Annotated in this window: 18 protein-coding genes; 10 read left to right on the top strand and 8 right to left on the bottom strand. The window is 38.4% G+C overall.

Annotation, left to right across the window (positions count from 1 at the left end; translation table 11 throughout):
- The gene (locus Rain11_RS04500) at positions 1-1002 is read left to right on the top strand and encodes an NAD-dependent epimerase/dehydratase family protein (RefSeq protein ID WP_101358147.1); all 1002 of its coding nucleotides are present in this window, start codon (positions 1-3) and stop codon (positions 1000-1002) included.
- On the opposite strand, the gene Rain11_RS04495 is transcribed toward Rain11_RS04500, so the two are convergent.
- From Rain11_RS04495 to Rain11_RS04465, 7 genes are all read right to left on the bottom strand, one after another.
- Positions 999-1910, bottom strand: coding sequence for a CPBP family intramembrane glutamic endopeptidase (locus tag Rain11_RS04495; protein WP_101358146.1), 912 nt, complete (start codon positions 1908-1910; stop codon positions 999-1001). The two genes, Rain11_RS04500 and Rain11_RS04495, sit on opposite strands and share 4 nt — an antisense overlap.
- A gap of 43 nt (positions 1911-1953) precedes the next feature.
- Complete coding sequence (gene recR / locus Rain11_RS04490; RefSeq protein ID WP_101358145.1) at positions 1954-2565, bottom strand: recombination mediator RecR; 612 nt, start codon at positions 2563-2565, stop codon at positions 1954-1956.
- Positions 2566-2702: 137 nt separating this feature from the next.
- Positions 2703-3425, bottom strand: a complete 723-nt coding sequence (locus Rain11_RS04485) for a hypothetical protein (protein ID WP_133121505.1) — start codon at positions 3423-3425, stop codon at positions 2703-2705.
- Between the two features lie 27 nt (positions 3426-3452).
- Positions 3453-4001 (bottom strand): RNA polymerase sigma factor, encoded by a 549-nt coding sequence (locus Rain11_RS04480; protein ID WP_101358143.1) that lies wholly within the window; start codon positions 3999-4001, stop codon positions 3453-3455.
- Positions 4002-4081: 80 nt separating this feature from the next.
- Complete coding sequence (locus Rain11_RS04475; RefSeq protein WP_101358142.1) at positions 4082-5908, bottom strand: T9SS type A sorting domain-containing protein; 1827 nt, start codon at positions 5906-5908, stop codon at positions 4082-4084.
- An 81-nt stretch (positions 5909-5989) separates the two neighbouring features.
- A complete protein-coding gene (locus Rain11_RS04470) occupies positions 5990-8713 on the bottom strand; it encodes a 2-oxoglutarate dehydrogenase E1 component (RefSeq protein WP_101358141.1) in 2724 nt (907 codons plus the stop codon).
- Between the two features lie 235 nt (positions 8714-8948).
- Positions 8949-10919 (bottom strand): T9SS type B sorting domain-containing protein, encoded by a 1971-nt coding sequence (locus tag Rain11_RS04465; RefSeq protein WP_101358140.1) that lies wholly within the window; start codon positions 10917-10919, stop codon positions 8949-8951.
- A 275-nt stretch (positions 10920-11194) separates the two neighbouring features.
- Between Rain11_RS04465 and Rain11_RS04460 the strand changes: the two genes are divergently transcribed.
- Together Rain11_RS04460 and Rain11_RS04455 are read left to right on the top strand one after the other, a co-directional pair.
- Complete coding sequence (locus tag Rain11_RS04460) at positions 11195-11815, top strand: WbqC family protein (protein WP_101358139.1); 621 nt, start codon at positions 11195-11197, stop codon at positions 11813-11815.
- A 42-nt stretch (positions 11816-11857) separates the two neighbouring features.
- Entirely contained in the window at positions 11858-14377 is a 2520-nt protein-coding gene (locus Rain11_RS04455) for an ATP-dependent Clp protease ATP-binding subunit (RefSeq protein ID WP_101358138.1), read from the top strand.
- Positions 14378-14440: 63 nt separating this feature from the next.
- Here the strand turns inward: Rain11_RS04455 and Rain11_RS04450 are convergent, their stop codons facing one another.
- On the bottom strand, positions 14441-15817 hold the full coding sequence (locus Rain11_RS04450) for a tetratricopeptide repeat protein (RefSeq protein WP_101358137.1): 1377 nt from the start codon (positions 15815-15817) through the stop codon (positions 14441-14443).
- Positions 15818-16032: 215 nt separating this feature from the next.
- Between Rain11_RS04450 and Rain11_RS04445 the strand changes: the two genes are divergently transcribed.
- From Rain11_RS04445 to Rain11_RS04415, 7 genes are all read left to right on the top strand, one after another.
- A complete protein-coding gene (locus tag Rain11_RS04445; RefSeq protein WP_101358183.1) occupies positions 16033-17739 on the top strand; it encodes an AMP-binding protein in 1707 nt (568 codons plus the stop codon).
- Positions 17740-17911: 172 nt separating this feature from the next.
- Positions 17912-19726: an acetate/propionate family kinase gene (locus Rain11_RS04440; protein ID WP_101358136.1), complete on the top strand. Its 1815-nt coding sequence runs from the start codon at positions 17912-17914 to the stop codon at positions 19724-19726.
- Positions 19727-19837: 111 nt separating this feature from the next.
- On the top strand, positions 19838-20377 hold the full coding sequence (locus tag Rain11_RS04435; RefSeq protein ID WP_133121504.1) for a DUF4199 family protein: 540 nt from the start codon (positions 19838-19840) through the stop codon (positions 20375-20377).
- A gap of 107 nt (positions 20378-20484) precedes the next feature.
- Positions 20485-20928, top strand: coding sequence for a DUF4920 domain-containing protein (locus tag Rain11_RS04430; RefSeq protein WP_101358134.1), 444 nt, complete (start codon positions 20485-20487; stop codon positions 20926-20928).
- Positions 20929-20998: 70 nt separating this feature from the next.
- Positions 20999-21520 (top strand): hypothetical protein, encoded by a 522-nt coding sequence (locus Rain11_RS04425; protein WP_101358133.1) that lies wholly within the window; start codon positions 20999-21001, stop codon positions 21518-21520.
- Positions 21521-21561: 41 nt separating this feature from the next.
- Positions 21562-22176, top strand: a complete 615-nt coding sequence (locus Rain11_RS04420; RefSeq protein WP_101358132.1) for a HupE/UreJ family protein — start codon at positions 21562-21564, stop codon at positions 22174-22176.
- 92 nt (positions 22177-22268) lie between these two features.
- Positions 22269-23060 (top strand): DUF2306 domain-containing protein, encoded by a 792-nt coding sequence (locus Rain11_RS04415; RefSeq protein WP_101358131.1) that lies wholly within the window; start codon positions 22269-22271, stop codon positions 23058-23060.
- The last annotated feature ends 4 nt before the right edge of the window (positions 23061-23064 follow it).

Here is a 23064-nt window from a genome sequence, read left to right as displayed (position 1 = left end):
ATGAAAATTTTTGTAACAGGAGCTACAGGCTTTGTAGGTGAGCAGTTGGTTAAGAAATTAGCCGAAAATCCTCAAAATGAGGTGCATATTTTGGTGCGTTCTATTTCCAAAGCCAAAGAGATGTTTAGTAACTTGCCGAATGTGTTTCCTTTTCAGGGAGACCTACTGGAGGCAGAAAAAATCCAAAAGGCTATGCAGGAATGTGAGCAGGCGTATCATTTGGCGGCACAGGCGAAAGTCTGGGATAAAAATCCGCATAGCTTTTACGAAATGAATGTGCAAGGTACATTAAATATCGTTCAAACGGCAATTAAATTGAGATTAAAACGCATTGTGCTGACCTCTACGGCGGGGGTTTTAGGTGCTTCGCTCAATGGCGAAATGATTACCGAAAATACCCCTTTGCGTGTCCCATTAAGCACCGAATATGAAAAAACCAAAGCCCAAGCAGAAAAAGAAGTCCAAAAGTTCTTGGATAAAGGAGTAGAAGTGGTTACGGTCAATCCTACGCGTGTGTATGGCGGAGGGCAACGTTCTCAAAGCAATGCCGTAACAATGCTTTTAGAAAAATATGCACAAGGCAAGTGGCGAATTTTGCCCGGCAATGGTAAAAAAATTGGCAATTATGTTTTTATTGATGATGTTGTACAAGGGCATTTGCTTGCAATGCAGAAAGGTAAAAATGGAGAAAGATACATTTTAGGAGGCGAAAATGTTAGTTATGAAGAGCTTTTTGAAACTTTTGCAGAAATTACAGGGAAGAAACGTTGGCTTATGCCTTTGCCTGTACCTGTTATGAGTGGTTTTGCTCATTTGCAAATGCTAAAAACCCGCCTGATAGGTTCTGCACCGCTCATTACACCGCCATTTGTGAAAAAATATTTGTACGATTGGCAAGTGAGTAGCCAAAAAGCTCAAAAAGAATTAGGTTACACTATCACTCCCTTGAAAATTGGCTTGCAAAAAACTTGGGAATGGTTAAGTGGGGGTTCAAAGGGTTAAGTTTCAAAAGTTTGAGCATTTGCTTTTTGCCTTTTATAGAAAAAATGTAAAGAAATAGCAAAAAGTAGTCCAAAAGAAAGAGTTACCAGAAACGGGAATTGATAATCATCTTTGCCTATTTCTTCGCTGACAAGGTTTCTTTGAGCTAAGTACAAGGCAAGCACTTGTACGCCATTATTTACAAAATGCCCAAGCATTGGATAGAAAATATTTCCCGACCATACATACACATATCCCAGCAATGCCCCTAAAATCATTCTGGGGAAAAAGCCCAAAAACTGAAAATGAATAGCTGAAAAAATTGCTCCTGTAACCCAAACCGCCAAGTGCGGATTTTTGAACCAACGCAGAAATTCATTTTGCACAAGCCCACGAAATAAAAACTCTTCAGCAAAGGCGGGTATAATGGCAATTATCAAAAGCACTATAAGAAAATCACCGAAATCGTGCATTTGAGTAAGTTTTTGGGTAAGTAGCTCTAACTCTGCTTCGGTTTGGCGGATAGACTCATCAAAAATTCCGAAATGAATTTCCTTGTTCCACTGCATAATTTGAGCAATGAGCGGTAAAACAAAAAAGAAAACAGCTATTACCCAAAGCAAAGCAGGTCTATCTATTTTTGGATTAAGGTTCAAATCTGAAAAACTGCCACGTGCTACCCACGATTGATACAAGAAAGCTCCACCGCCTAAACCTGCAAGCAAAGAAAAAGCCTGTATAATCCACAGAATTTCTCGTTGTTGGGGAAAATTGCTGGATTTTTCAAGTAAAATATTTGTAACTTCAACCAAATCTTTGCCTACTACCAATGAGGCTGTGAGTATGCCCACAAATTGAGCTACTACCGAAGCTCCGAAAACTACCAAGGTAATAATAATCAGATTGAAAAGAGGGTGCGTGTTTTTCATTGAAAAAAATTAGTATTGTATGTCTAAAAACATTTTTCACCTATTATATGCCATAAGCTACTCTTGCTTGAATGCTTCTGCCTAATGTGATTTCATCGGCATATTCTAATTCGCTACCAATAGGTAAGCCGCGAGCTAAAGATGTGATTTTCAGATGAGTAAGATGTTTGAGCTGTTTGGTGATGTAAAAAGCAGTGGTATCGCCCTCTATACTTGCCGAGAGAGCTAAAATAATTTCCGAAATGTTTTCATTCTCAACTCTTTGAATAAGCTCTTGAATTTTGAGCTTGTCGGGTGTGATATTTTCAATGGGTGCTATCAGCCCGCCCAAAACGTGATACAAGCCCCTAAATTGCCCTGTATTTTCAACAGCGAGCAAATCTTTGAAATTTTCTACTACACAAATAACGCTTGTATCGCGTTGAGAGCTTGTACAAATAGAACAAACTTCTTCATCAGAAATATTGAAACAGCGTGAGCAGTAACGAATTTGATTACGCAAACGTGTAAGAGCTGATGTTAAGTTTTCAGTAAAAGAAGTTTCTTGTTTCAAAAGATGTAAAACTATCCGAAAAGCTGATTTTCTACCAATGCCCGGCAACTTGGCTATCTCACTCACGGCATCTTCAATAAGTTTGGAAGGAAAAGAGGTCATATAATTTTTTGCAAGGACGGAATACACCGCAAAACTAAAAATCTTTCTCTACATTTGCAAGTATGGATTTTTGAGGAATATAGCTAAGATTTCTCGGTGAGAGCATAAAAAAGTCCGCTACTGAGCGGACTACTTTGCTATTTGTTTTTTAACCTTTCGGAAAGTAAACGTATCAAATCAGGATTTTTAACTTCATTTTCTTTTAAGTTTCTCACTTCATCTTCGGGAGTAGGCACTAATTCATAGAATTTGTTTTGAACAAATATGAAATTCTTTTCACCATCTTTGGTAGGGATATTTTCTAAAATTTCATAGCTAAAGTCCCCAAAGATTTGTAGAACGTTCTTGCCATCATATTGATAGAAAATTTCTTTGGTAAAATCTTTGTTTTTTTCTGCTTTTTTGCTTTCGTTTAGCTTTTGATTGTTTTCAATTGTAAGTTTTTGAGTATTTTGGCTTGCAAAGTTTTCAGTAGTTGTAGTGGTGTTTTCAACAACTTGTTTAGATTCGTCTTTTTTCAAGGTTTCATTTTGAGTTTTCAAAACAACAGCCTGCTTTTGGTTAGTTTTTTCACTACCCCAATATTTCACAAAAAACCAAATCATTGCTACCAAACCTACTATGCCAAAACTAGCTGCAATCCATTGCGAGATAGTAGGTGCAAAAGTAGAAGTAGGAACAGGGGTGTTTTGAAGCAATTGTTTGAGTTCGGCTCTGCGAGTACGTGCCAATGCTTCTTGCAAATCTTTTTGCAATTCAACTTCTGATGCCAACTGGGCATCTTGGGAAATAAGTTTTTGCATAATTTGGTTTTCGGCTTCCGACACTTTCCCTTTCACATAAGCCTCAATAAAATCCATTTCATAAAATTTAGTGTCCTTCATAACTCAATCCAATAAATCTTTGGTGGAAAAATGTGTTTTAATTATTTCGTCTAATTCTTTTTTGCACTTATATTTTTTACTTTTCGCCGATTCGGCATTGGCTAACCCCAACTTTTCGGCAATATCTTGCATAGAAAGTTCATCAAAATAGTAATACTGCAATATTTTTCGGCACAATTCACCTAATTTTTGTATGCAAGATTGCATAATTTTAATTCTCTCTTCACGCTCCCAGCTATGGGTTTCCGTGATAGTTGCTTCGGGTATGTCTTTATCCGAAAATCTCGTTTTTTTCTTTAACTCTTTAAGCCACAAATTGTGGCAAATGCTGTATAAGTACGTACTCAGTTTTGAGGTCAGTGTAAAATCAGTTTTTCTGACATTTTCCCAAAGCAAAATGAGAGCATCTTGAAAAACATCTTTTGCCTCGCTTTCTGTGCCGTTGTTTTTGACAACCAAGCGAAGAATAGTTCGGTAATTGTTCTTGTAAAGATATTGTAGAGCAGTTTCATCACCTTTACGGATACGCTCTAAAATTTCCTCATCTCTCATTTGTACGTAGATACAGCAAAACGCTGAAAGGTAACCAAAAAATTTTATTTTTTTTGAGCATAACTTTTCAAAATGCTCAATTAGTTATTTACAACTAATTTTTTCTGCCACCATTTTCCTTTCGGGTCTTGTATTTTGAGCAAATACAGACCTTTGGCAAGATTGAAATGTAATTGTTGGGTAGTTTTATCCCAAGAAAAATTTTGCTTTCGGCTTTGTAAGTCGTAGAGTTCTACACGAAGGGGAGAAATTCCTGTAATTTGAACGTAATTTTGAGCAGGGTTGGGAAAAATTTGAATAAAACTTTCAGGGCTTTCATTCAAAGCCGTGATAGCATCATTTCTGAATACAGGACGAATCATCAAACTGCCCCTGATGTTGCTTTCTTGCTCCCAAATGCCTGCAATGTTGTAAAAAACTTCATCAAAAGAATTGTTATTGGCATCAAAACCGATAGCAAGCAAATCATCAGTAGTTTGTTGTATGCCCACGAAAATGGTATCTTTTACATAAAGAGTCTGAAAACTATCCACAGGAAAGCGAACGAAACCATTCGGTTGGCTGGGGTATTTGATAGGGAAAGCCTTTTGGAAAAGCACTTCTTGCGTTCTACCGCTTACTTTTTTCCAAACAGAAAGTACAAAAGTCTGATTGCTCATATCTTTGATGAAAGGCAAAAAGCAAATATCTACATCAGAAAGTTGGGCTTCTTGGGGCAAAACGAACCGAACTGCAATTCTACCCAAACGCTGATTAACCCCCGCTACATATTCGGCTTCGCCATCGTCGTAGGCATAATAATTATCCAAAATTGTTACTTGCCGAATAGTATCATTGTTTCTAAAATCTATGGGAGGAATAACCGTATTTCCATCGCTTACATTGATAGTTAGTTTGGTTTCTAATTGGAGTTTAGTAGCCGAAGGTGGCAAGGAAAAATTTTGTGGTTTTACTTTGAGAACAAAATCATCATCAGGAAAAATGATGAAAGGATTTGAAACAGGAGCAGTAATGGGCAAACTCGCTAAAAGGTTGCTATTGCTTATTTGGTCGTTGAGTTCGGCAGTGTAGTTGATGACCCTGAAATTACAACTCAAATTTTTTACTCTGAAAAATAAAGTATCTGCAAGAAGTGAAGCAGGATTAGGGTGTTCTTTGAAATGTTTGAGAGGCATTGCAGAAAGTTTTTTCAGATACCCGCCTATGCTCTGACGTGTAGCAATATCAGGATAGCAAGTATCAGCAGGGTTTCGGCTGTGATTTAGATACACATAATCTATATGCCAAACATCAAAATTTCCTGAAATTCTACCATAACGCAAAAAGCGAAACTGAAAATCAACGTGAAAAAAATTAGGGTTGGTAAGCGGAAAAATTACTTGCTCAAACTCGTTTGTTGGGGTAGAATTGCCATTTTTCTGCCAAATATTGAGCCAATTGTTGTTTATATCTTTGGCTTGTAAGAGCAAAAAATCGCTGTTATCGGGCTGTTCGCCGAGACCTTGTTCTTGCACAAAAAAACTCAAAAATACATTGCTTGCAGGAGAATAGCCACTTAAATCAATGGGGCGAGAAGTAAGCGTATCGGAGTAGCCTTCGGCAATAGGCGAAGTAATATTGTAGGCTTTTCCGTTTTGTTTGTAGCTATCCAAAGTTACAACGCCTCTGCTTTTAGGATTTTTGGCAATGCCATTGGTAACACTTGCCCCTGCATTTTGCCAAAGGTTGTTATCAATTTCTTTACCAAGGAAATCATCAAAAAAAGGCAAATTCAAAGGGGCGGTTCTTTGTAAAGTATTTGTTGGTTGTTGTTGTTTTTGGGTGATAGGATAAATTTTGATTTGAGCAAAAATTGATTTTGCCCCAAAACAAACAAAAAAGAAAGTGAATAAAAGTTTGTTTAGCATACGTGAAAAATTTTGAAAAGCGACAACACCACTTCCAATGATGCTGTCGCTTGCGGGTTACATCAAGCAATTTTGCAAAAATTATGCCTCAAATGCTTTTTGGATAATTTCTTGCTGTTCTTTTTCGTGAATTTTGTTGTAACCAGTAGCAGGAGAGGCACTGGCTTTACGAGAAATTACCTCTAAATTTCTATCGTAATGCATCAGCATAAAGCTGTATGCACCCATATTGAGCGGCTCTTCTTGCACCCAAACTTGCTTGGCTTTTTTGTATTTGCTCAAAACTTTTTCTAATTGCTTTTGAGGGAAAGGATAGAGTTGTTCTAAACGTACTATTGCCACATCTTTGCGTTCATTTTTTTGCTGATAGCGGTACAAATCAACGGCGATTTTACCACTGCAAAGAAGTACTTTTTTCACTTTTTTAGGGTCTGCGTAGTTATCATCAAGTACTTCTTGGAAAGAACCATTGATGAAATCCTCAATAGGAGAATAAACTTCTTCGGCACGAAGCAATGATTTTGGCGACATTACCACCAAAGGCTTGCGAAACTCCCAAGCCAGTTGCCTACGCAAAGCGTGGAACAGATTGGCAGAGGTTGTAAAATTACCTACTACCATATTGTATTCGGCACAAAGTTGCAAGAAACGCTCCCAACGAGCCGAGCTATGTTCAGGACCTTGCCCTTCGTAGCCGTGAGGAAGCAAAAGCACCAAAGCATTTTGCTGATTCCATTTGCTTTCGGTAGCAGAAAGGAATTGGTCAATAATTACTTGGGCGCCATTGGCAAAATCACCGAATTGAGCCTCCCAAATAACCAAGGCATTGGGGTTTGCCATAGAGTAACCAAACTCAAATCCCATTACCCCAAACTCCGAAAGATGTGAGTTATAGATACGGAAAGGCTGTTTTTGGTTAGGTACGATATGGTCTAAAAGGAAATAAGGCTCATTGGTTTCAGCATCACGCAATACGGCTTGGCGATGGGAAAAAGTTCCTCGTCTTACATCTTGCCCGCTCATACGAACAATTTTTTCCTCTAAAAGCAAAGAGCCATAAGCTAAAAGTTCGCCACAAGCCCAATCCAAGCGTTTTTCTTCAAAAAACATTTTTTTTCTATCTTGCAGAAGTTTATCAATTTGCTTGATAGTTTTGAACCCTTCGGGGATTGTGGTGAGTGCCTTTCCTACTTTTTCAATCATTTCCCAAGAAATGGCAGTTTTGGGTGAAGCATCAAAATCTTCGGGGCGAGCTTTACGCAATTTTTGCCAATCTTTTTCAAGTTGTGTATAGTGGTAAGGTAAAGGTTTTTGTTTTACTTCGTCCAAGCGAACTTGCAACATCTGCCGAAGTTCTTTATCCATTTCTTCAATCAGTTTTGCGTCAATGCTACCCAAAGAGGCAAGTTTTTGAGCATAAACTTCGCGTGGCGAGGGGTGTTTGGCAATTACATTGTAGAGCTTGGGCTGAGTGAAGCGAGGTTCATCTGTTTCGTTGTGTCCGTGCCTGCGATAGCAAACCAAATCAATAAAAATATCACGCTGAAATTTCTGACGAAACTCTGCGGCAAGTTGGAAACAGAAAACAACTGCTTCGGGGTCATCACCATTGACGTGCAGAACAGGAGCATCAATGAGTTTGGCAATATCTGTGCAATAGATACTGGAACGAGCTTCGTCAAAATCAGTTGTAAAACCTACTTGGTTATTGATTACTACGTGTACGGTTCCGCCAACTTTATAGGCATCTAATTTTGCCATTTGTACTACTTCGTATACCAATCCTTGTCCTGCAATAGCGGCGTCGCCGTGTATCATTATGGGTAAAATATACTTTTCATCAAAAAGTTCCTCATCAATTTGGGCTCGGCAATAACCTTGCACAACAGAACTTACTACCTCCAAATGTGAAGGATTAGGAGCTAAACGCAAACTTACGGTATTACCTTCGGGAGTAGTAATTTCGCTGGCAAAGCCCATATGGTATTTCACATCGCCATCGCCCATTGTGAGGTCGGGGCTGGATTTTCCTTCAAACTCGCTGAAAATTTGCTCGTAGGTTTTGCCCATAATGTTGGCAAGCACATTGAGCCTGCCTCGGTGTGCCATTCCGATAACTACTTCCTTTACCCCCAATTCGGCACTTTTATTGATAAGGGCATCAAGTCCGGGAATAACACTATCGCCACCTTCCAAAGAAAAGCGTTTTTGCCCTAAAAATTTGGTATGCAAAAAGTTTTCAAAAACAACAGCTTCGTTGAGTTTGTGTAAAATTCTTTTTTTGAACTCAATAGAAGGGTTGAAAGCAAGGGCATCTTTTTCAAATTTATCACGAAGCCAATTAAACACTTCGGGTTCGCGTATGTACGTAAATTCAAAGCCGATAGTACCTTCGTAGATGTATTTGAGCGTATCAATAATTTTTCGTAAAGTAGCAGGACCTATTCCCAGCTCATTGCCAGCTTGGAAAACCGTATCTAAATCAGCCTCACTCAAACCAAAAAGCTCTAAATCAAGCCAAGGATTGCGGGATTTGCGTTGGCGGACGGGGTTGGTTTTTGAGCGTAAATGAGCCCTGCTTCTATAAGCAAAAATCAGACGAGAAACGCCTGCCTCTTTTGCCGCCATTTCGGGGCTTAAACCTTCGGAGGCGTAGCCATTACCATTGTAGTTTTCAGCAAACTCAAATCCTTCAAAGAATTTTTGCCAAGATTCATCAATAGAAGTAGGGTCAGCTTTGTAAGCACGGTACAATTCATCTACGTAATTGCCGTGTGCATTGGCGATATACGAATATTTATCCATAAACTTGCAAGGTTGAATGAAAAGCGAAAAATAAAGAAATTTTGCAAATCTAACAAATTTTTTGCAAGCTATACGTAAAAAGAGGGGGAATTGTTATGATGTAAGAGGCAGGAAACAGGAGGTAAGAAAGTGAAATTTTTGTTTGGTAAATGTTAATGGTTTAAGCAGATATGCTAAAAAAACAAAAGCCCTTGCTTGTAGGCAAAGGCTCTGTAATATGGGTGAGAAAGAAATTTTACTTCATTATCGTTACTGTTCCTTTGAAAATTCGTGAGGTGTAATCTATTACGTAGAAGTATGCTCCTGTGGGAAGGTTGCCGCCGTCCCATTTGAAATCACGTTGTTTGCTTTCAAATACGGGCTTTCCCCAGCGGTTGTAAATTTTAATGCCATTGTATTTGTATAAACAATTATCAGCAGGTAAAAACCTATTGAAATCTGCGACTGCGGGCAAATTTTCCATTTCAAAGTAATCGTTTATGCCATCACCATTAGGAGTGAAGATGTTTGCAGGGGAAAATCCATCTACATTAGAAAAATCATCACGAACTTTTATTTTGATAGTCATTTGAGCATCGGCAATATCGCAGGAGTTATTTTTTTCCACAAGGAAAATATCCACTAAATATTCATCATTCTGTCCATTGATATTGATAAATCTGCAATCAGGTTTCCAAATGAAATCAGTGGTAAAGCGTCCTTTGCCTTCTTTGGGTGTAAAAGTAATATCAAGGCTATCTATATTGAAATTTCTGCCTACAGCAAAGATTTTAAGGGAATCATTATCTCGGTCGAAGGCTTGGAAGGTAACTTTTACCTCTTGCCCTGCGGGCAAATAAGGATTTGCTGTAAGCGTGGGAACATTAAAATTGGGTGTAGCCGAAATAATAGAAAGTGAAGGTGGATTATTGAAACGGGGCTTGACTTTGAACTTTACAAAAAGTGTATCAAGTCCTTTTACAGGACAACCTTGGTCATCAGCAACGATACCGAACTCAAAGATTTCATCTCCTCGGAAGCTATACAAACATTCTCGCCAACAGAAACGCACTACACCAATGCCTGAACTATTGATACTAACACCACCAACAGGCTGATTATTAGCATTTCGGAAAGGTCGGTAATTATTTTGTGTTAGTCTTTGAGCGTTGGCATTAAGAGGCAAATAAGTTAAACGGATATTCTGGTTGGGAGTGTCAAAAAGTTGTAAGTTTAGGCATAAACCTTTGTTGGCATCTAATTCGTATAAGGTATTTTCGCTGTATATGCTATTGTCTTGCAATTGTAAGCGTATTTCGGGATTAGGATTTAGTTCTTGGCAATTTTTTACTAAAATCTGATAGTCTCTGCGGACTTCTCCGATTTTTACACCACCTCGGTACTCTTCACAACGTACTGAAAAAACAAATAATCCTGTTCTGCCTGGGTTGCCCGAAAGCAGACCTGTTGTAGGGTTTACGGTGAGGGGCTGTCCTACATTGCTGGGAATTGCATTTGTAGCAGAATAGCCTGTTGCCCAAGTAATTTCAGGGGGAGGATAAGGGCTATAAGTTGCAGGAGGGGTTGGGTTTGCATTAAAGTTAGAAGCAATGCCATTGTAGGGCGTAACCATTGAATATACGAGTTGGTCGCCATCGGGGTCAGTAGCTCCGAAAGGGAAAGTGAAGCTATTGTTTAAGCATAAATAGCTCGTTTGCGGTGTAGGAAACACAGGGCTGTTGTTGATAAAAGGATTACCCCCTTGAATAATAGCAGGAAACTCTAAATAGAAGGAATTAGCGGCGTTGCCTGGGGCTACGATATTGGTGATAGCATTGTTTCGGCAACATCTTTCCCAAGTTACATAATAGCCTTGTGGGTCAGAATAGTTCGCAGGGTTAAGTGTTACTTGTGCTTCATAAACAAGTTTGGTAAAGCGTAAAAGAATTTGATTAGTGCAAGTATCCACAGGAAATTGAAGGTCAGTTTCTTGCACAAGCGGTAGATTTAAGATTTGAATACGTGTATTGTTAGACTTGCGATAAAAGCCGATATTAATATTTGGGTCTTTTACTACGGAAACTCTGTCCCAGTACATATTCAAAGTCATTCGGTAAGTGGTACCTGAAAGAAAAGTCATTTGTAACTCTCCCCCTACAATGTGGGTAGCTTGGGCAATGTAATTTCCAAAACTAATAAGCAAGAAAAGTAGTAAAATTTTTCTCATTGCGTTCTTGTTTTAAGAATTTTTATCTGCAAAAATAATAAATTTATTTGTAAGAGCCGAATTTTTTTTGGTTTTTTTTGAAAAAAATACAATTTTGTTTGTTTTATGATAGATAATTTTGGGGTGATTTTTGTCATAGCAAATTTTTGAAAAAACAGAAACAAATCTCGTAAATCACAGAAAATTTATAATTCTTGAAAAATCTTTGGTGTAAAATTTCGTTTTTCTTTGCTTATACCAAAAAATATTCGTTATTTGCTTTTTAATTCGTTCTGATGCATATAATTATAGAACCTCAATATCTACCAAGCATAGCATATTTTTGTGCTTGGCGAAAGGCAGAGCAAATTGAATTAGAGATTTTTGAATATTATGAGAAACAGAGCTATCGTAATAGGTGCTATATCAATACTTCGCAGGGAAAAATGCTTTTGAGCGTACCCATAAAACACTTGGGTAAGCAAGTTTTCAAAGATATACGCATAGATTATAGTGAAAACTGGGTAGATGTACATTGGCGTAGTATTGCTTCGGCGTATGGGAAAGCACCCTTTTTTGAATATTTTGCAGAGAGTTTTCAAAATATTTTGTACCAAAAGCCTGCCTTTTTGTTAGATTTGAATATAAACTTAATGACAAATTGTCTAAAAATTTTAGGTTGGCAAAAAATTTGGTTTTTCTCTGAAAAATATGTAGATTTAAGTCCTGATTGGCAGGATTTACGTTCAGTAATACACCCTAAAAAAACAGATAAAATCAAAGATTTTTACAAACCTTATCCTTATTTGCAAGTGTTTGGCAATAAATTTGAGGAGAATCTAAGTGTGATAGACTTAATTTTCTGTGAGGGTAAGCAAAGTTCCTTAATCATAGAACAAAGTATCCCGAACAAATAACAGAATAGAATTGTTTAAGAAACTGAAAAGCATTTGTAGCCAATGGAAGCAAAATTTTCTAACCAAGTAAAAGAGGTTATTTCGCATAGCAAAGAAGAGGCTTTGCGTTTAGGACACAACTACATAGGCACAGAACATATTATTCTGGGCTTATTGAAAGAAGAAGACAGCAAAGCCGTCAAGGTACTCAAACAACTTGGCGTTTCGCTTGATGAACTCAAATATGTAATTGAGCAAACTATCAAAGGTACAGCCACTCACGATGTAAAAAATATTGCTAATATATCGCTAACCAAGCAGTCGGAAAAGGCTTTGAAAGTAACCTATCTGGAAGCACGTATTTTCAAAAGCAATGTGATTGGCACAGAGCATCTCTTGCTTTCTATTCTTAGAGAAGAAGATAATCTCGGCTCTCAAATACTTGCAAGGTTTAATGTTACTTATGAAAATGTGAAGAGAGCCTTGGAAGATGAAGATTATACCATTCCACACGCAGGTCCTGATACTGATGATGCTGATGATGACCAAGGTAGAATTTTTGGAAGCGGAAGCGGAGGTATTCGTGAGGGTAAAGAAAAATCTAAAAGCTCAACACCTGTTCTGGATAATTTTGGTAGGGATTTAACCAAAATGGCTGAAAGTGGCAAATTAGACCCTATCATTGGCAGAGAGAAAGAAATTGAACGGGTAGCTCAAATTCTTTCTCGTCGCAAGAAAAATAATCCTATCCTGATTGGTGAGCCCGGAGTTGGTAAAACAGCTATTGCAGAAGGCTTGGCTTTGAAAATTGTGCAGAAAAAGGTTTCTCGTGTACTTTTTAATAAAAGAGTTGTTACACTTGATTTGGCTTCACTCGTGGCGGGAACTAAATATCGCGGGCAATTTGAAGAGCGTATGAAAGCCGTAATGAATGAGCTTGAAAAGTCGCCTGATGTAATTTTGTTCATTGATGAATTGCATACTATTGTAGGAGCAGGGGGGGCAAGTGGCTCGTTGGACGCCTCTAATATGTTCAAACCTGCACTGGCTCGTGGTGATATTCAATGTATTGGGGCTACGACTTTGGACGAATATCGCCAATATATTGAAAAAGACGGAGCTTTAGCTCGCCGTTTTCAAGTGGTAATGGTAGAGGCAACTACACCCGATGAAACCATTGAAATTTTACACAATATCAAGGATAAATACGAAGACCATCACCACGTTTATTATACCAAAGAAGCCATAGAGGCTTGCGTAAAACTTTCTGACCGCTACATTTCTGATAGATTTTTGCCTGATAAAGCCATTGATATAATGGACGAAGCAGGGGCAAGAGTGCATATCAATAATATCCAAGTGCCTGATGATATTTTAAGATTAGAAGAGCAGATTGAAAATATCAAGAAGGAAAAAACACTCGTCGTAAAAAGTCAAAAATATGAAGAAGCCGCTCAATTACGTGATAAAGAAAAACGCCTGCAAGACCAGTTAGAGCGTGCAAAACTTGCTTGGGAAGAAGAAACTAAAAAGAAACGTTACACCGTAACTGCCGAAAATGTCGCAGAAGTAGTGGCAATGGTTACAGGAATTCCCGTGCAAAGGGTTGCTCAAAGCGAAAGTGCGAAAATTTTACAAATGGGCGAAGCCCTCAAAGGTAAAGTCATTGGACAAGACCAAGCCATTGAAAAACTCGTTAAGGCTATCCAACGTACGCGTGTAGGGCTGAAAGACCCCAAAAAACCTATTGGTTCATTTGTATTCTTGGGACCTACGGGGGTAGGGAAAACTGAACTTGCCAAAGTGCTTGCTACATATCTCTTTGATAGGGAAGATGCTTTGGTGCGTATTGATATGAGCGAGTATATGGAAAAGTTCTCCGTTTCTCGCCTTGTGGGGGCTCCTCCCGGTTATGTAGGTTACGAAGAAGGCGGACAGCTAACCGAAAAAATCAGACGCAAGCCTTATAGTGTAGTATTGCTTGATGAAATTGAAAAAGCCCACCCTGATGTTTTCAATATATTGCTTCAAGTGCTTGATGATGGTATCCTTACCGATGGCTTGGGTAGAAGAGTGGATTTCAAAAATACCATAATCATAATGACCTCTAATATCGGTGTGAGAGATTTGAAAGATTTCGGAACAGGTATTGGTTTTGCTACCAAAGCTCGTACCGAAAATATGGACGATGCGATGAAAGCTACTATCCAAAATGCTTTGCGGAAAGCCTTTTCTCCTGAGTTTCTCAATCGTCTTGATGATGTGATTATTTTCAACTCGCTTGAAAAGCATCATTTACACCAAATCATTGATTTGATGCTCAAAAAAGTATTTGCTCGTATAGAGGCATTAGGCTACAACATTGAAGTTACTGAAAAAGCCAAAGATTTTCTTGCCGAAAAAGGCTATGACCCGCAATATGGAGCAAGACCTTTGGGAAGAGCCATACAGAAATATCTTGAAGACCCTATCGCTGAAGAAATTCTCAAAAATGAAATGGAGCAAGGCGACACACTCATTGCAGACTATTCGGGTGAGGGTGAAGTGCTTACTTTTTCAGTAAAAGATACCAAAGCTGTTTAGAAAATTTCCCCATAAACATAGTCAAAAGACCTGCAAAATTAACTTGTTGCAGGTCTTTTCTTTTTACTCTTTGTATTGTTGAATTAGCCTAAACAAGGCTTTTTGTACCTCTAAATCCTCAAAAAACTCATACAAAAGGGTATGATGCTCGTAATGAGTGCTTAAAGCGACTTCCAAACTTTGCAAGGCTTCCTTGTATCTGCCCATAGAGAGCATATAAGCTATTTGACGATAAATGAGTTGCGGTTCATCAGGAGTTTCTGCCAATCCTTCTTCAATAGTGGCGAGAGCTTTGTGATAATCACCTTGCTCATAAAAAACCATAGACCAGTTGAGCCAAACATCGGCTTGGGAGGGGTCTAATTCGGCGGCAGTTTGATAGGCTTCAAGAGCAGAGAATGTATTACCAAAATTGTATTCAGTATCGGCAAGAGCAAGCCAATAAGTAGGATTATTGTTATCTAATTCTATGGCTTTTTTGAAAACATTTAGGGCTTCTATCCATTTTTCTTGTGCATACAAACAACAACCTACTCCATACCAAGCCTCGTGCCAGTGGGAATTTAATTTTATGGCTTTACGATAGTATTCAGTAGCTTGATGATAGTTTTCTGTTTTTTCGTAAGTAGCGGCTAAATGGCAATACAAGTCAGCATCAGCTTGGTCTAATTCTAAAACTTTCAAGAACATTTGTCGGGCTTCTAAAAAACTACCCAGATTCATATAACAAACACCCATTCCAAAATAGGCATCGGCAAAGTCTTCTCTGATAAGTGTGGCATATTCATAGGCTTGCAGAGCGTCAGCAAATTTGTGCATTTCTTCGTAAAATTCGCCTACGTGATACCAAGCCGAAGCATTGTAAGGATTTTCATCAATGATTTTCTGAAAAAAATCAACGCCTTCTTGCAATCTATTCAGGCTTTTGAGTAAATAAATTAGCTCAATTGTAGCGTGAGGGTGCTGGGGATTATGCAAAATAACTTTTTGTAGTAATTTGATAGCCTTATTGTAATCGCCACTATTTTGAGCGATAAGTCCTGTGATGAAATGAATTTCATCAATAGCCTCGGGGTGCTTTTCGGTCAAATCATCTAAAATTTTCACGGCATCTTCATATTTTCCCAAAAAACATAAAGCATTGGCTTTTATCATCAAGGTTTCTAAATCTTGTGGAAAAAGATTTTCTAAGTTTTCAATAATTTCCATAGCCTCTTCATATTCACCAACCAAAAGCATCATTTGTGCTTGTTGGAGTTGAAATTCGGTAGAGAAGGGATATTCTTGCAAGGCTAAACGAGTGGCTTTGAGGGCTTCGTGGTATTTCCCTTTTTCAGCATAGAAAGCTATGATATCTTCGTATTCTTCTTCAGAAAAACGTGCAGAGCGTTTTTCGTGAAGCATTGCCTCGTATTGCCTGATAAGTTCATTGACATTCATAGCGAAAAGATTATCAAGTTTCGTAGAAAGTTAGTGTTTTTTTCTCTTTCTTGCAAAGATAAATTAGTTTTTTTCAAATTCGTAATTTAGGGCTGAAATTTAAACATATGACTCGTAAAAATTCCTTTCAGGATTTTGAAAATTTGCAAACACTTTTTATATTAAAGCGTTTATAGCCTAAAAAAATGTATGCTTATTCACAAAATTTTAATCTTATGGCAACACTCACACAAAATTACAAATCATTTTCTATTCCCACTAAATTCCCTGAGCGTAGCACGCTCAAAACAATGATAGAGAAGTTTTATCACTGGGAAAAAACAATGCCCGACAAAGTTTTTCTCCGACAGCCCTATGGCGATACGTGGAAGACCTTTACTTTCGCCGAAGCGGGCAGAGAGGCTCGTAAAATTGCCACTTGGATACGTGAGCAAGTACCTGCTAAAAGCCATATTGGTTTGGTTTCCAAAAATCATAGTTATTGGATAATTACGGATTTGGCAATCGCAATGGCAGATTGTATTTCTGTGCCTTTTTTCCCTACTCTCAATGCCGAGCAACTCAATCAGGTGCTTGTGCATAGTGAATGTAAAATTTTATTTGTAGGGAAATTGGATAATTGGCAAGGAATGAAAGAGGGTATCCCTGCTAATGTGAAAACAATTGCTCTGCCCGATAGCCCCGCCAAAGAACTTCTGCAATGGGAAAGCATTGCCCCTAAAATTGAACCTTTACAAGAAAACGTAAAACCTGATTTAGATGAGGTTTTTACCATTATTTACACCTCTGGAACCACAGGTACGCCCAAAGGTGCAATGATTACGCACCTTAATACGGCTATGGCTATGGAAACAAATATTCAGTTTCTACATCTCAATCACAACGACAACCAATTTTTCTCCTATTTACCACTTTGTCATATTGCAGAAAGATGTATCGTAGAGGCATTTAGCATTCAGTGTGGAGGCACGGTTTCTTTTGTAGAGTCCATTGATACTTTTGGTAAAAATTTAGAAGATGCTCAACCAACGCATTTCTTGGCAGTTCCAAGAATTTGGATAAAGTTTCAGATGGGTATTTTGGCGAAAATGCCCCAAAAAAAGCTCAATTTTCTTTTAAGTTTGCCGATAATTTCAAGTCTGGTAAAAAAGAAAATTAAAAAGAAACTTGGACTTTCTCGTGCCCGAATGATTGTAACAGGTGCCGCCCCTATGCCCGCTGAAACTTTGAAGTGGTTTCATAAATTAGATATCAGAATTCAGGAAGTTTATGGAATGACAGAAAACCACGCCGCTTGTACGATTATGCGTGAGGATAATATGAAAATAGGTACCGTAGGACAGCCTTTTCCCGGTGTAGAACTCCGCATAGACCCCCAAAATGGTGAAATTCAGATGCGAGCCCCTTGGATTATGAAAGGCTATTACAAAGACCCTGAAAAAACTGCCGAAGTTATTGATAGCGAAGGTTGGCTACACACAGGCGACGTAGGAGAACTTGATGACCAAGGTTTCTTGAAAATTACGGGTAGAGTGAAAGATACTTTCAAAACTACCAAGGGAGAGTTTATTGTTCCTGCCCCTATTGAATGGGGATTTGCTACCAATCATTTTATAGAGCAGATTTGTGTTACAGGTCGCACACTTGACCAACCTGTGGCTTTGGTAGTACTTTCTGAAATTGGTCTGAAAGCCAGCAAAGATGAAGTTAGCAAAAGTTTAGAGCATAGCTGTAAGGAGGTAAATGCAGGGCTTCCGAACTATGCACGTATCAGCAAAATTATCATTACCAAAGAGGCTTGGACGGTAGATAATGGTATGCTTACGCCTACGCTCAAAATAAAACGTAATATTTTGGAAGATAGGTACGCTCCTTTACTTGCCAAAGCAATGAGCAGTGATAAAATGGTAGTTTGGGAGTAGTTGAATTTCTGCAAGATTTTTGGACAAGGGCTTCACTGACAAACGAAGCCCTTGCTTATTTCTGCCGAAAATCATAAAAATTTTACAAAGAATTGATGTAAGTCATTTGTAGAAAATGTATTTTTTTTCTAAACTTGTTGGGTAGATTTTTCCACTTAAACCCTGTATTTTTATGCAAATTTTGGTTGTTAATTGTGGTAGCTCTTCTGTAAAAGCTGAAGTAATTGATGTAACTTCGGGCAAAAGAATTGCTGTAATGAGTGTAGATAGAATTTCCGAACCCGAACCCAAAGTTAAGTTTTCGGGAAGTACCGAAGTGCTTACCTGCCAAGGAAGCGGACACGAAAATGCACTCGCCTTTGCCTTTCCACTGCTTTTAGAAAAGATTGATAAAAGCCAGTTGAAAGGGGTGGGGCATAGAATTGTACACGGCGGTAAAATTTTTGATGAGCCTGTCGTTATTACAGAAGAAGTTGAAAAACAAATAGAAGGTTTGTTCAGTTTAGCTCCTTTACACAATCCTATCAATCTTTTGGGTGTAAGAATTGCCAAAAAATATTTTCCTGACGTCCCTCACGTGGCTGTTTTTGACACCGCCTACCATAGTACGATTCCTCCAAGGGCTAAAAATTACGCTTTGCCCAAAAATCTGATACAAAAGCACGATATAGAGCGTTATGGCTTTCACGGCACAAGCCATCAATACGTTGCTGAACAAGCCGCTAAATTTTTGGAAACTGATTTGCACGACCTACGCCTAATTTCGTGCCATTTGGGTAATGGAGCAAGTGTTTGTGCCATTGAGTATGGGCAATCCGTAGAAACAAGTATGGGAATGACCCCCTTGGAAGGTTTGGTAATGGGTACGCGTAGTGGCGATATTGATGCTGGTGTGGTTACATATCTAATGGAGAAAGAAGGAAAAACTTGGCAGGAAATCAGCGATATGCTTAATAAAGAAAGTGGCTTAAAAGGTATTGCAGGCACCAATGATATGCGAGACCTTGAAGAGCGTGCCGCCGAAGGTGATATTGATGCCCAACTTGCTATTGATATGTTTGTGCACAGACTTCGTAAATACATTGGGGCTTATGCGGCGGTGATGGGAGGCGTAGATGCCATTATTTTTACAGCAGGTATAGGCGAAAATAGTGCTTCACTTCGCTATAAAGTTGTGCAAAAACTGGGTTTTTTGAGAGCAATTCTTGATGAGCAAAAAAATAAAATGCTCAAATTTGTGGGAGTAGATTGGGTAGAAGATATTTCGGCGTCTAATAGCAAGTGTAAAATTTTGGTAGTAAAGACAGATGAACAACTTTCTATTGCTGAGCAAACTGCCAAAGTTATTAGAGAAAGTAAGTTCAAAGGGCAACCGCCACGCAGTATTCCTATTGCTGTTTCGGCTCGCCACGTTCATCTTACCCAAGAAAGTGTGGAAATTCTTTTTGGAAAAGGCTATCAACTGACGGTGCAGAAGCCACTTTCACAACCCGGTCAATTTGCCTGCAATGAAATGGTTACGCTGGTAGGTCCGAAAAATAAAATTGAAAAAGTGCGAATTTTGGGTCCTACTCGTCCCAAAGACCAAGTAGAAATTTCTCGTACAGATGAGTTCTTTTTGGGCATAGATGCACCTATTCGCGAATCAGGACATACCGAAGGCTCACCGGGGCTATTGTTGATTGGTCCTGCGGGGCAATTGGAACTCAAAGAAGGGGTCATTTGTGCTTGGAGGCACATTCATATGCACCCTGATGATGCCGAGTATTTTGGCGTAAAAGATAAGGACATCGTTGAGGTACGCGTAGAAAATCAGGAGCGAAGCCTTACTTTTGGCAATGTACTGATACGTGTCTCGGATAAGTTTAAGTTGGAAATGCACATTGATACCGATGAAGCCAATGCCGCAGAATTGAACCAAGGAGCAGAAGGAGCTTTGATACACACAGGAGCAGGCGGATTGCTTACCAAGAAAAAAGTACAATAAACTTTCTCCAAAATGTATTTTGTCCCTTACCGATGCCTTCACTTTCAAATGAGGGCATCGTTTTTTTTTGGCAATATCACTCAAAATATAGATTTTTGGGCAAAAAAAGGTATGCGAGCAAAATTCTTTCAGACGCTTCGGGCTACCGCTTTGGTGAGCAGTGGTAGTATAATTCTTTTCACGGCACTGATACTAATATTTTACAAAAGTCCGCTGAATAGCTTGCCTATGGGTTTTGCTTGGGTGTTTTTTGTAGGTTTCCCTGCTTGGGCAATGCTTTATTACAAACTAAAAGTCAATCAGGGGATTTTACAATTTCAGGAAGGTTTGGTTTTAGGGGCTTTGGTGAGTTTTGCGATGTTTGTAGCTTTTGCTTTAACAATTGTGGTGGGGTACGCTATTAGCGAGAACATTTTGCTTTCATATAAAAATGAATGGCTCAAAGAACTTACTGAAAACAAAGAAACTTGGCTCAAAAGAGTAAAAACACCCCAAGATTACCAAAAATTGCTTGAAAGCTATCAAAAACTCACAATTGCTGGGTATCTTTTACGGGAATTTGGAGCAAAAAGTATTATTTTACTGATGGTTTCGCTTGTAGGGGCAACTGCTTTTCGGAGCGGTGATACCAAAAAGAAAAAAAGCAAGTAAAATTTGGTTTTAGAATGAATAAAAATTGTAGGAAAAACAATAAATTTTGAAATTTTTGAAAAAATTTTTACGTTACTTTGCAGGTGAAAATTAAAACTTCAAAAACGATGAAAAAATTATTGCTCACAGCTGTATTATTTGGAATATTTTCTTGGGTTTCGGCTCAAAAGTATTTTGGTGAAAAAATCTCTGAAACGGGTGCCGTAGAGGTAAAACAACTGCCTGCTTTGATGAAAGACAAACAAAATCTCAATGTGAAATTAAAAGGGAAAATTGAGGAAGTTTGTCAGAAGAAAGGTTGTTGGATGAAAATGGACTTGGGCAATGGCTCGTCTATGCGTATCAAGTTCAAGGATTACGGCTTTTTTGTGCCTAAAAATGCCGCAGGTAAAACTGCAATTATTGAAGGAGTAGCGATGAAAGAAGTGATTGATGTGGCTACGCTTCGCCATTATGCCGAAGATGCAGGCAAATCTAAAAAAGAAATAGAAGCTATTACACAACCCAAAGAAGAAATCACTTTTGAGGCAAAAGGTGTAATTATAAAATAATTCCTCATTTCTCCCTGCCTGCTGAAAAAATAATGCAAGCAGGGAGAGTGAATAAAGAAATCAGACTTTTATGCAAAAAAATATTTTTTTGTTTGGGCTTGTGTTCATTTGGGGGGCTTTCTTAATGTGTTGTCAAAAACAGCAGGAAAATACACAGAAGGTAACTCAAACAGAAAATAAGGCAACACAAAATCTTTCCATCACGCCCAAACCTAAACTGAATTATGCTAAATACACCGATAGCACGCTCTACCCTAATGGAGGTAGCGAACTTGCCGTGCTTATGCGTGAAATGTATGATGATATGGATAGCATAAAAAAGTTGGTTCTAAAAGGCGAATTACCTACTGATTTGAAAGAAAAATTTGCCTATTTGCACAATGCAACCCCCACCGATAATGATACCAAACAGGAAAATTATCCTGATATGGCAAAAGCCTTTATGGATAATTTGAACAGATTTTATGAAGAAAAAGATAAAAAAAAACGCATTCAGCTCTATAAAGTGGTAGTGCAGACTTGTATCAGTTGCCACCAAACTCATTGTACTGGTGTAGTGAAAAAAATTAAAAAGTTGGAAATTCAAGATTAAAATGATAGATTGGGAGCGAATAGCTCCTAATTTTGTTTTCAATGGATACTTTTCAAATTTGGTTTAGTACAGGTTTTCATCACATTGTAGGCATTGATGCCCAAGACCATATTTTATTCCTGATAGCCCTTTGTGCTTCTTATTTTTTTAGCGATTGGAAAAAAGTAGTTCTACTTGCTACGGCTTTTACTATTGGGCATACTGTTACACTTATTTTAGTAACCCTGAAAATTATCCGCATTGATAGCACTTTGGTTGAAAACTGGCTTATTCCGTTCAGTATAATGCTAACAGCACTTATGAACGTGAGTCAAGCCCAAGTGCAAACCAAAATGTTTGTAAAATATTTGGTGGCGGCTATTTTTGGTTTGGTACACGGAGCGGCGTTTTCTAATCAGTTGAGCGAACTTCTTACGAGCAATCGTGCCGAGTGGTTTGGCTCAAGTGCTGAAAAATCGGGTATCGCTTTGCCACTTTTTGCTTTCAATGTAGGCATTGAAGTTGGGCAAGTCCTGATAATATTTATTTTCTTGATAGTAGCTTTCATCTTTACGCAGATTTTACGAGTAAAAAACTTCACTTGGACAACTTTTCTTTCAGGAATTGCTTTTGGGGCTTCGGTGAGTATTTGGCTGTCAAGAGTTTTTGAAAGTTAAGTTACGTGGCGGGGGCTTCGCCAAAGGCGAAGCCCCCGCCACGTAAGAAAATTCAGCATAAAATTTGCAGTTATTTCTGCAAAATACGCTCAATGAACCTAATTTTTTATTATTTTAAGCACGAATGGGCAACCATTACACAAAGTCAGTTTTTTAGTGTATATTGGCTTTTGGTGATAGTGGCTTGTGTTGTGCTGTTCCCTTTGCTTTGGAAAGAAAAGTGGGCTTGGCTGAAAATTTTTGCCACTTTTTGTGTGTTTTATTTCACCTACCGAATGCTCCTGATTACTTTGCCTTATACTTCTTGGGAGTTACAAATAGACTTTCTGCTTACTAAATATGAAATTTTATTTAAGCGAGAGGCTTGGCAAAGGTATTTGTATATGAGTGTTTTTTATGCTCATATTTTTACTTCGCCTTTGGTACTACTGGCAGGGGCGACACAATTTTCACGAAACTTGATGTTTGAAAATGCCGTTTGGCACAGAAATATTGGAAAATTGTATGTAGCAGTAATTTTGTTTGTTTCTGCCCCTGCGGGTTTGGTGATGTCTTTTTATGCCAATGGTAATTTAGTTTCAAAAGTTAGTTTCACCATTCTAACGATTATTTGGTGGATTTTTACGTGGCAAGCATATCGCAAAGCCTTACAAAGAAAATGGATAGAACACGCCAATTTTATGTTGCGTAGCTACGCTCTGACTTTCTCGGCTATCACTTTGCGTTTGTATATGTTTGCAATAGGCTATTTCAAACTGCTTGATAGTTGGAATAGCACCGAAATTTATGTGATGCTTTCAGTAATGAGTTGGCTACCCAATCTTGCGATAGTAGAAATCTTGATAGCTTCGCAAATTAGCAAAAAACTAATGAAAAAACTCTAAAAAC

Origin of the sequence: Raineya orbicola (genome assembly GCF_002843425.1) — a bacterium.
Taxonomy (GTDB): domain Bacteria; phylum Bacteroidota; class Bacteroidia; order Cytophagales; family Thermonemataceae; genus Raineya; species Raineya orbicola.
This window is presented reverse-complemented; position numbering and strand designations above follow the sequence as displayed.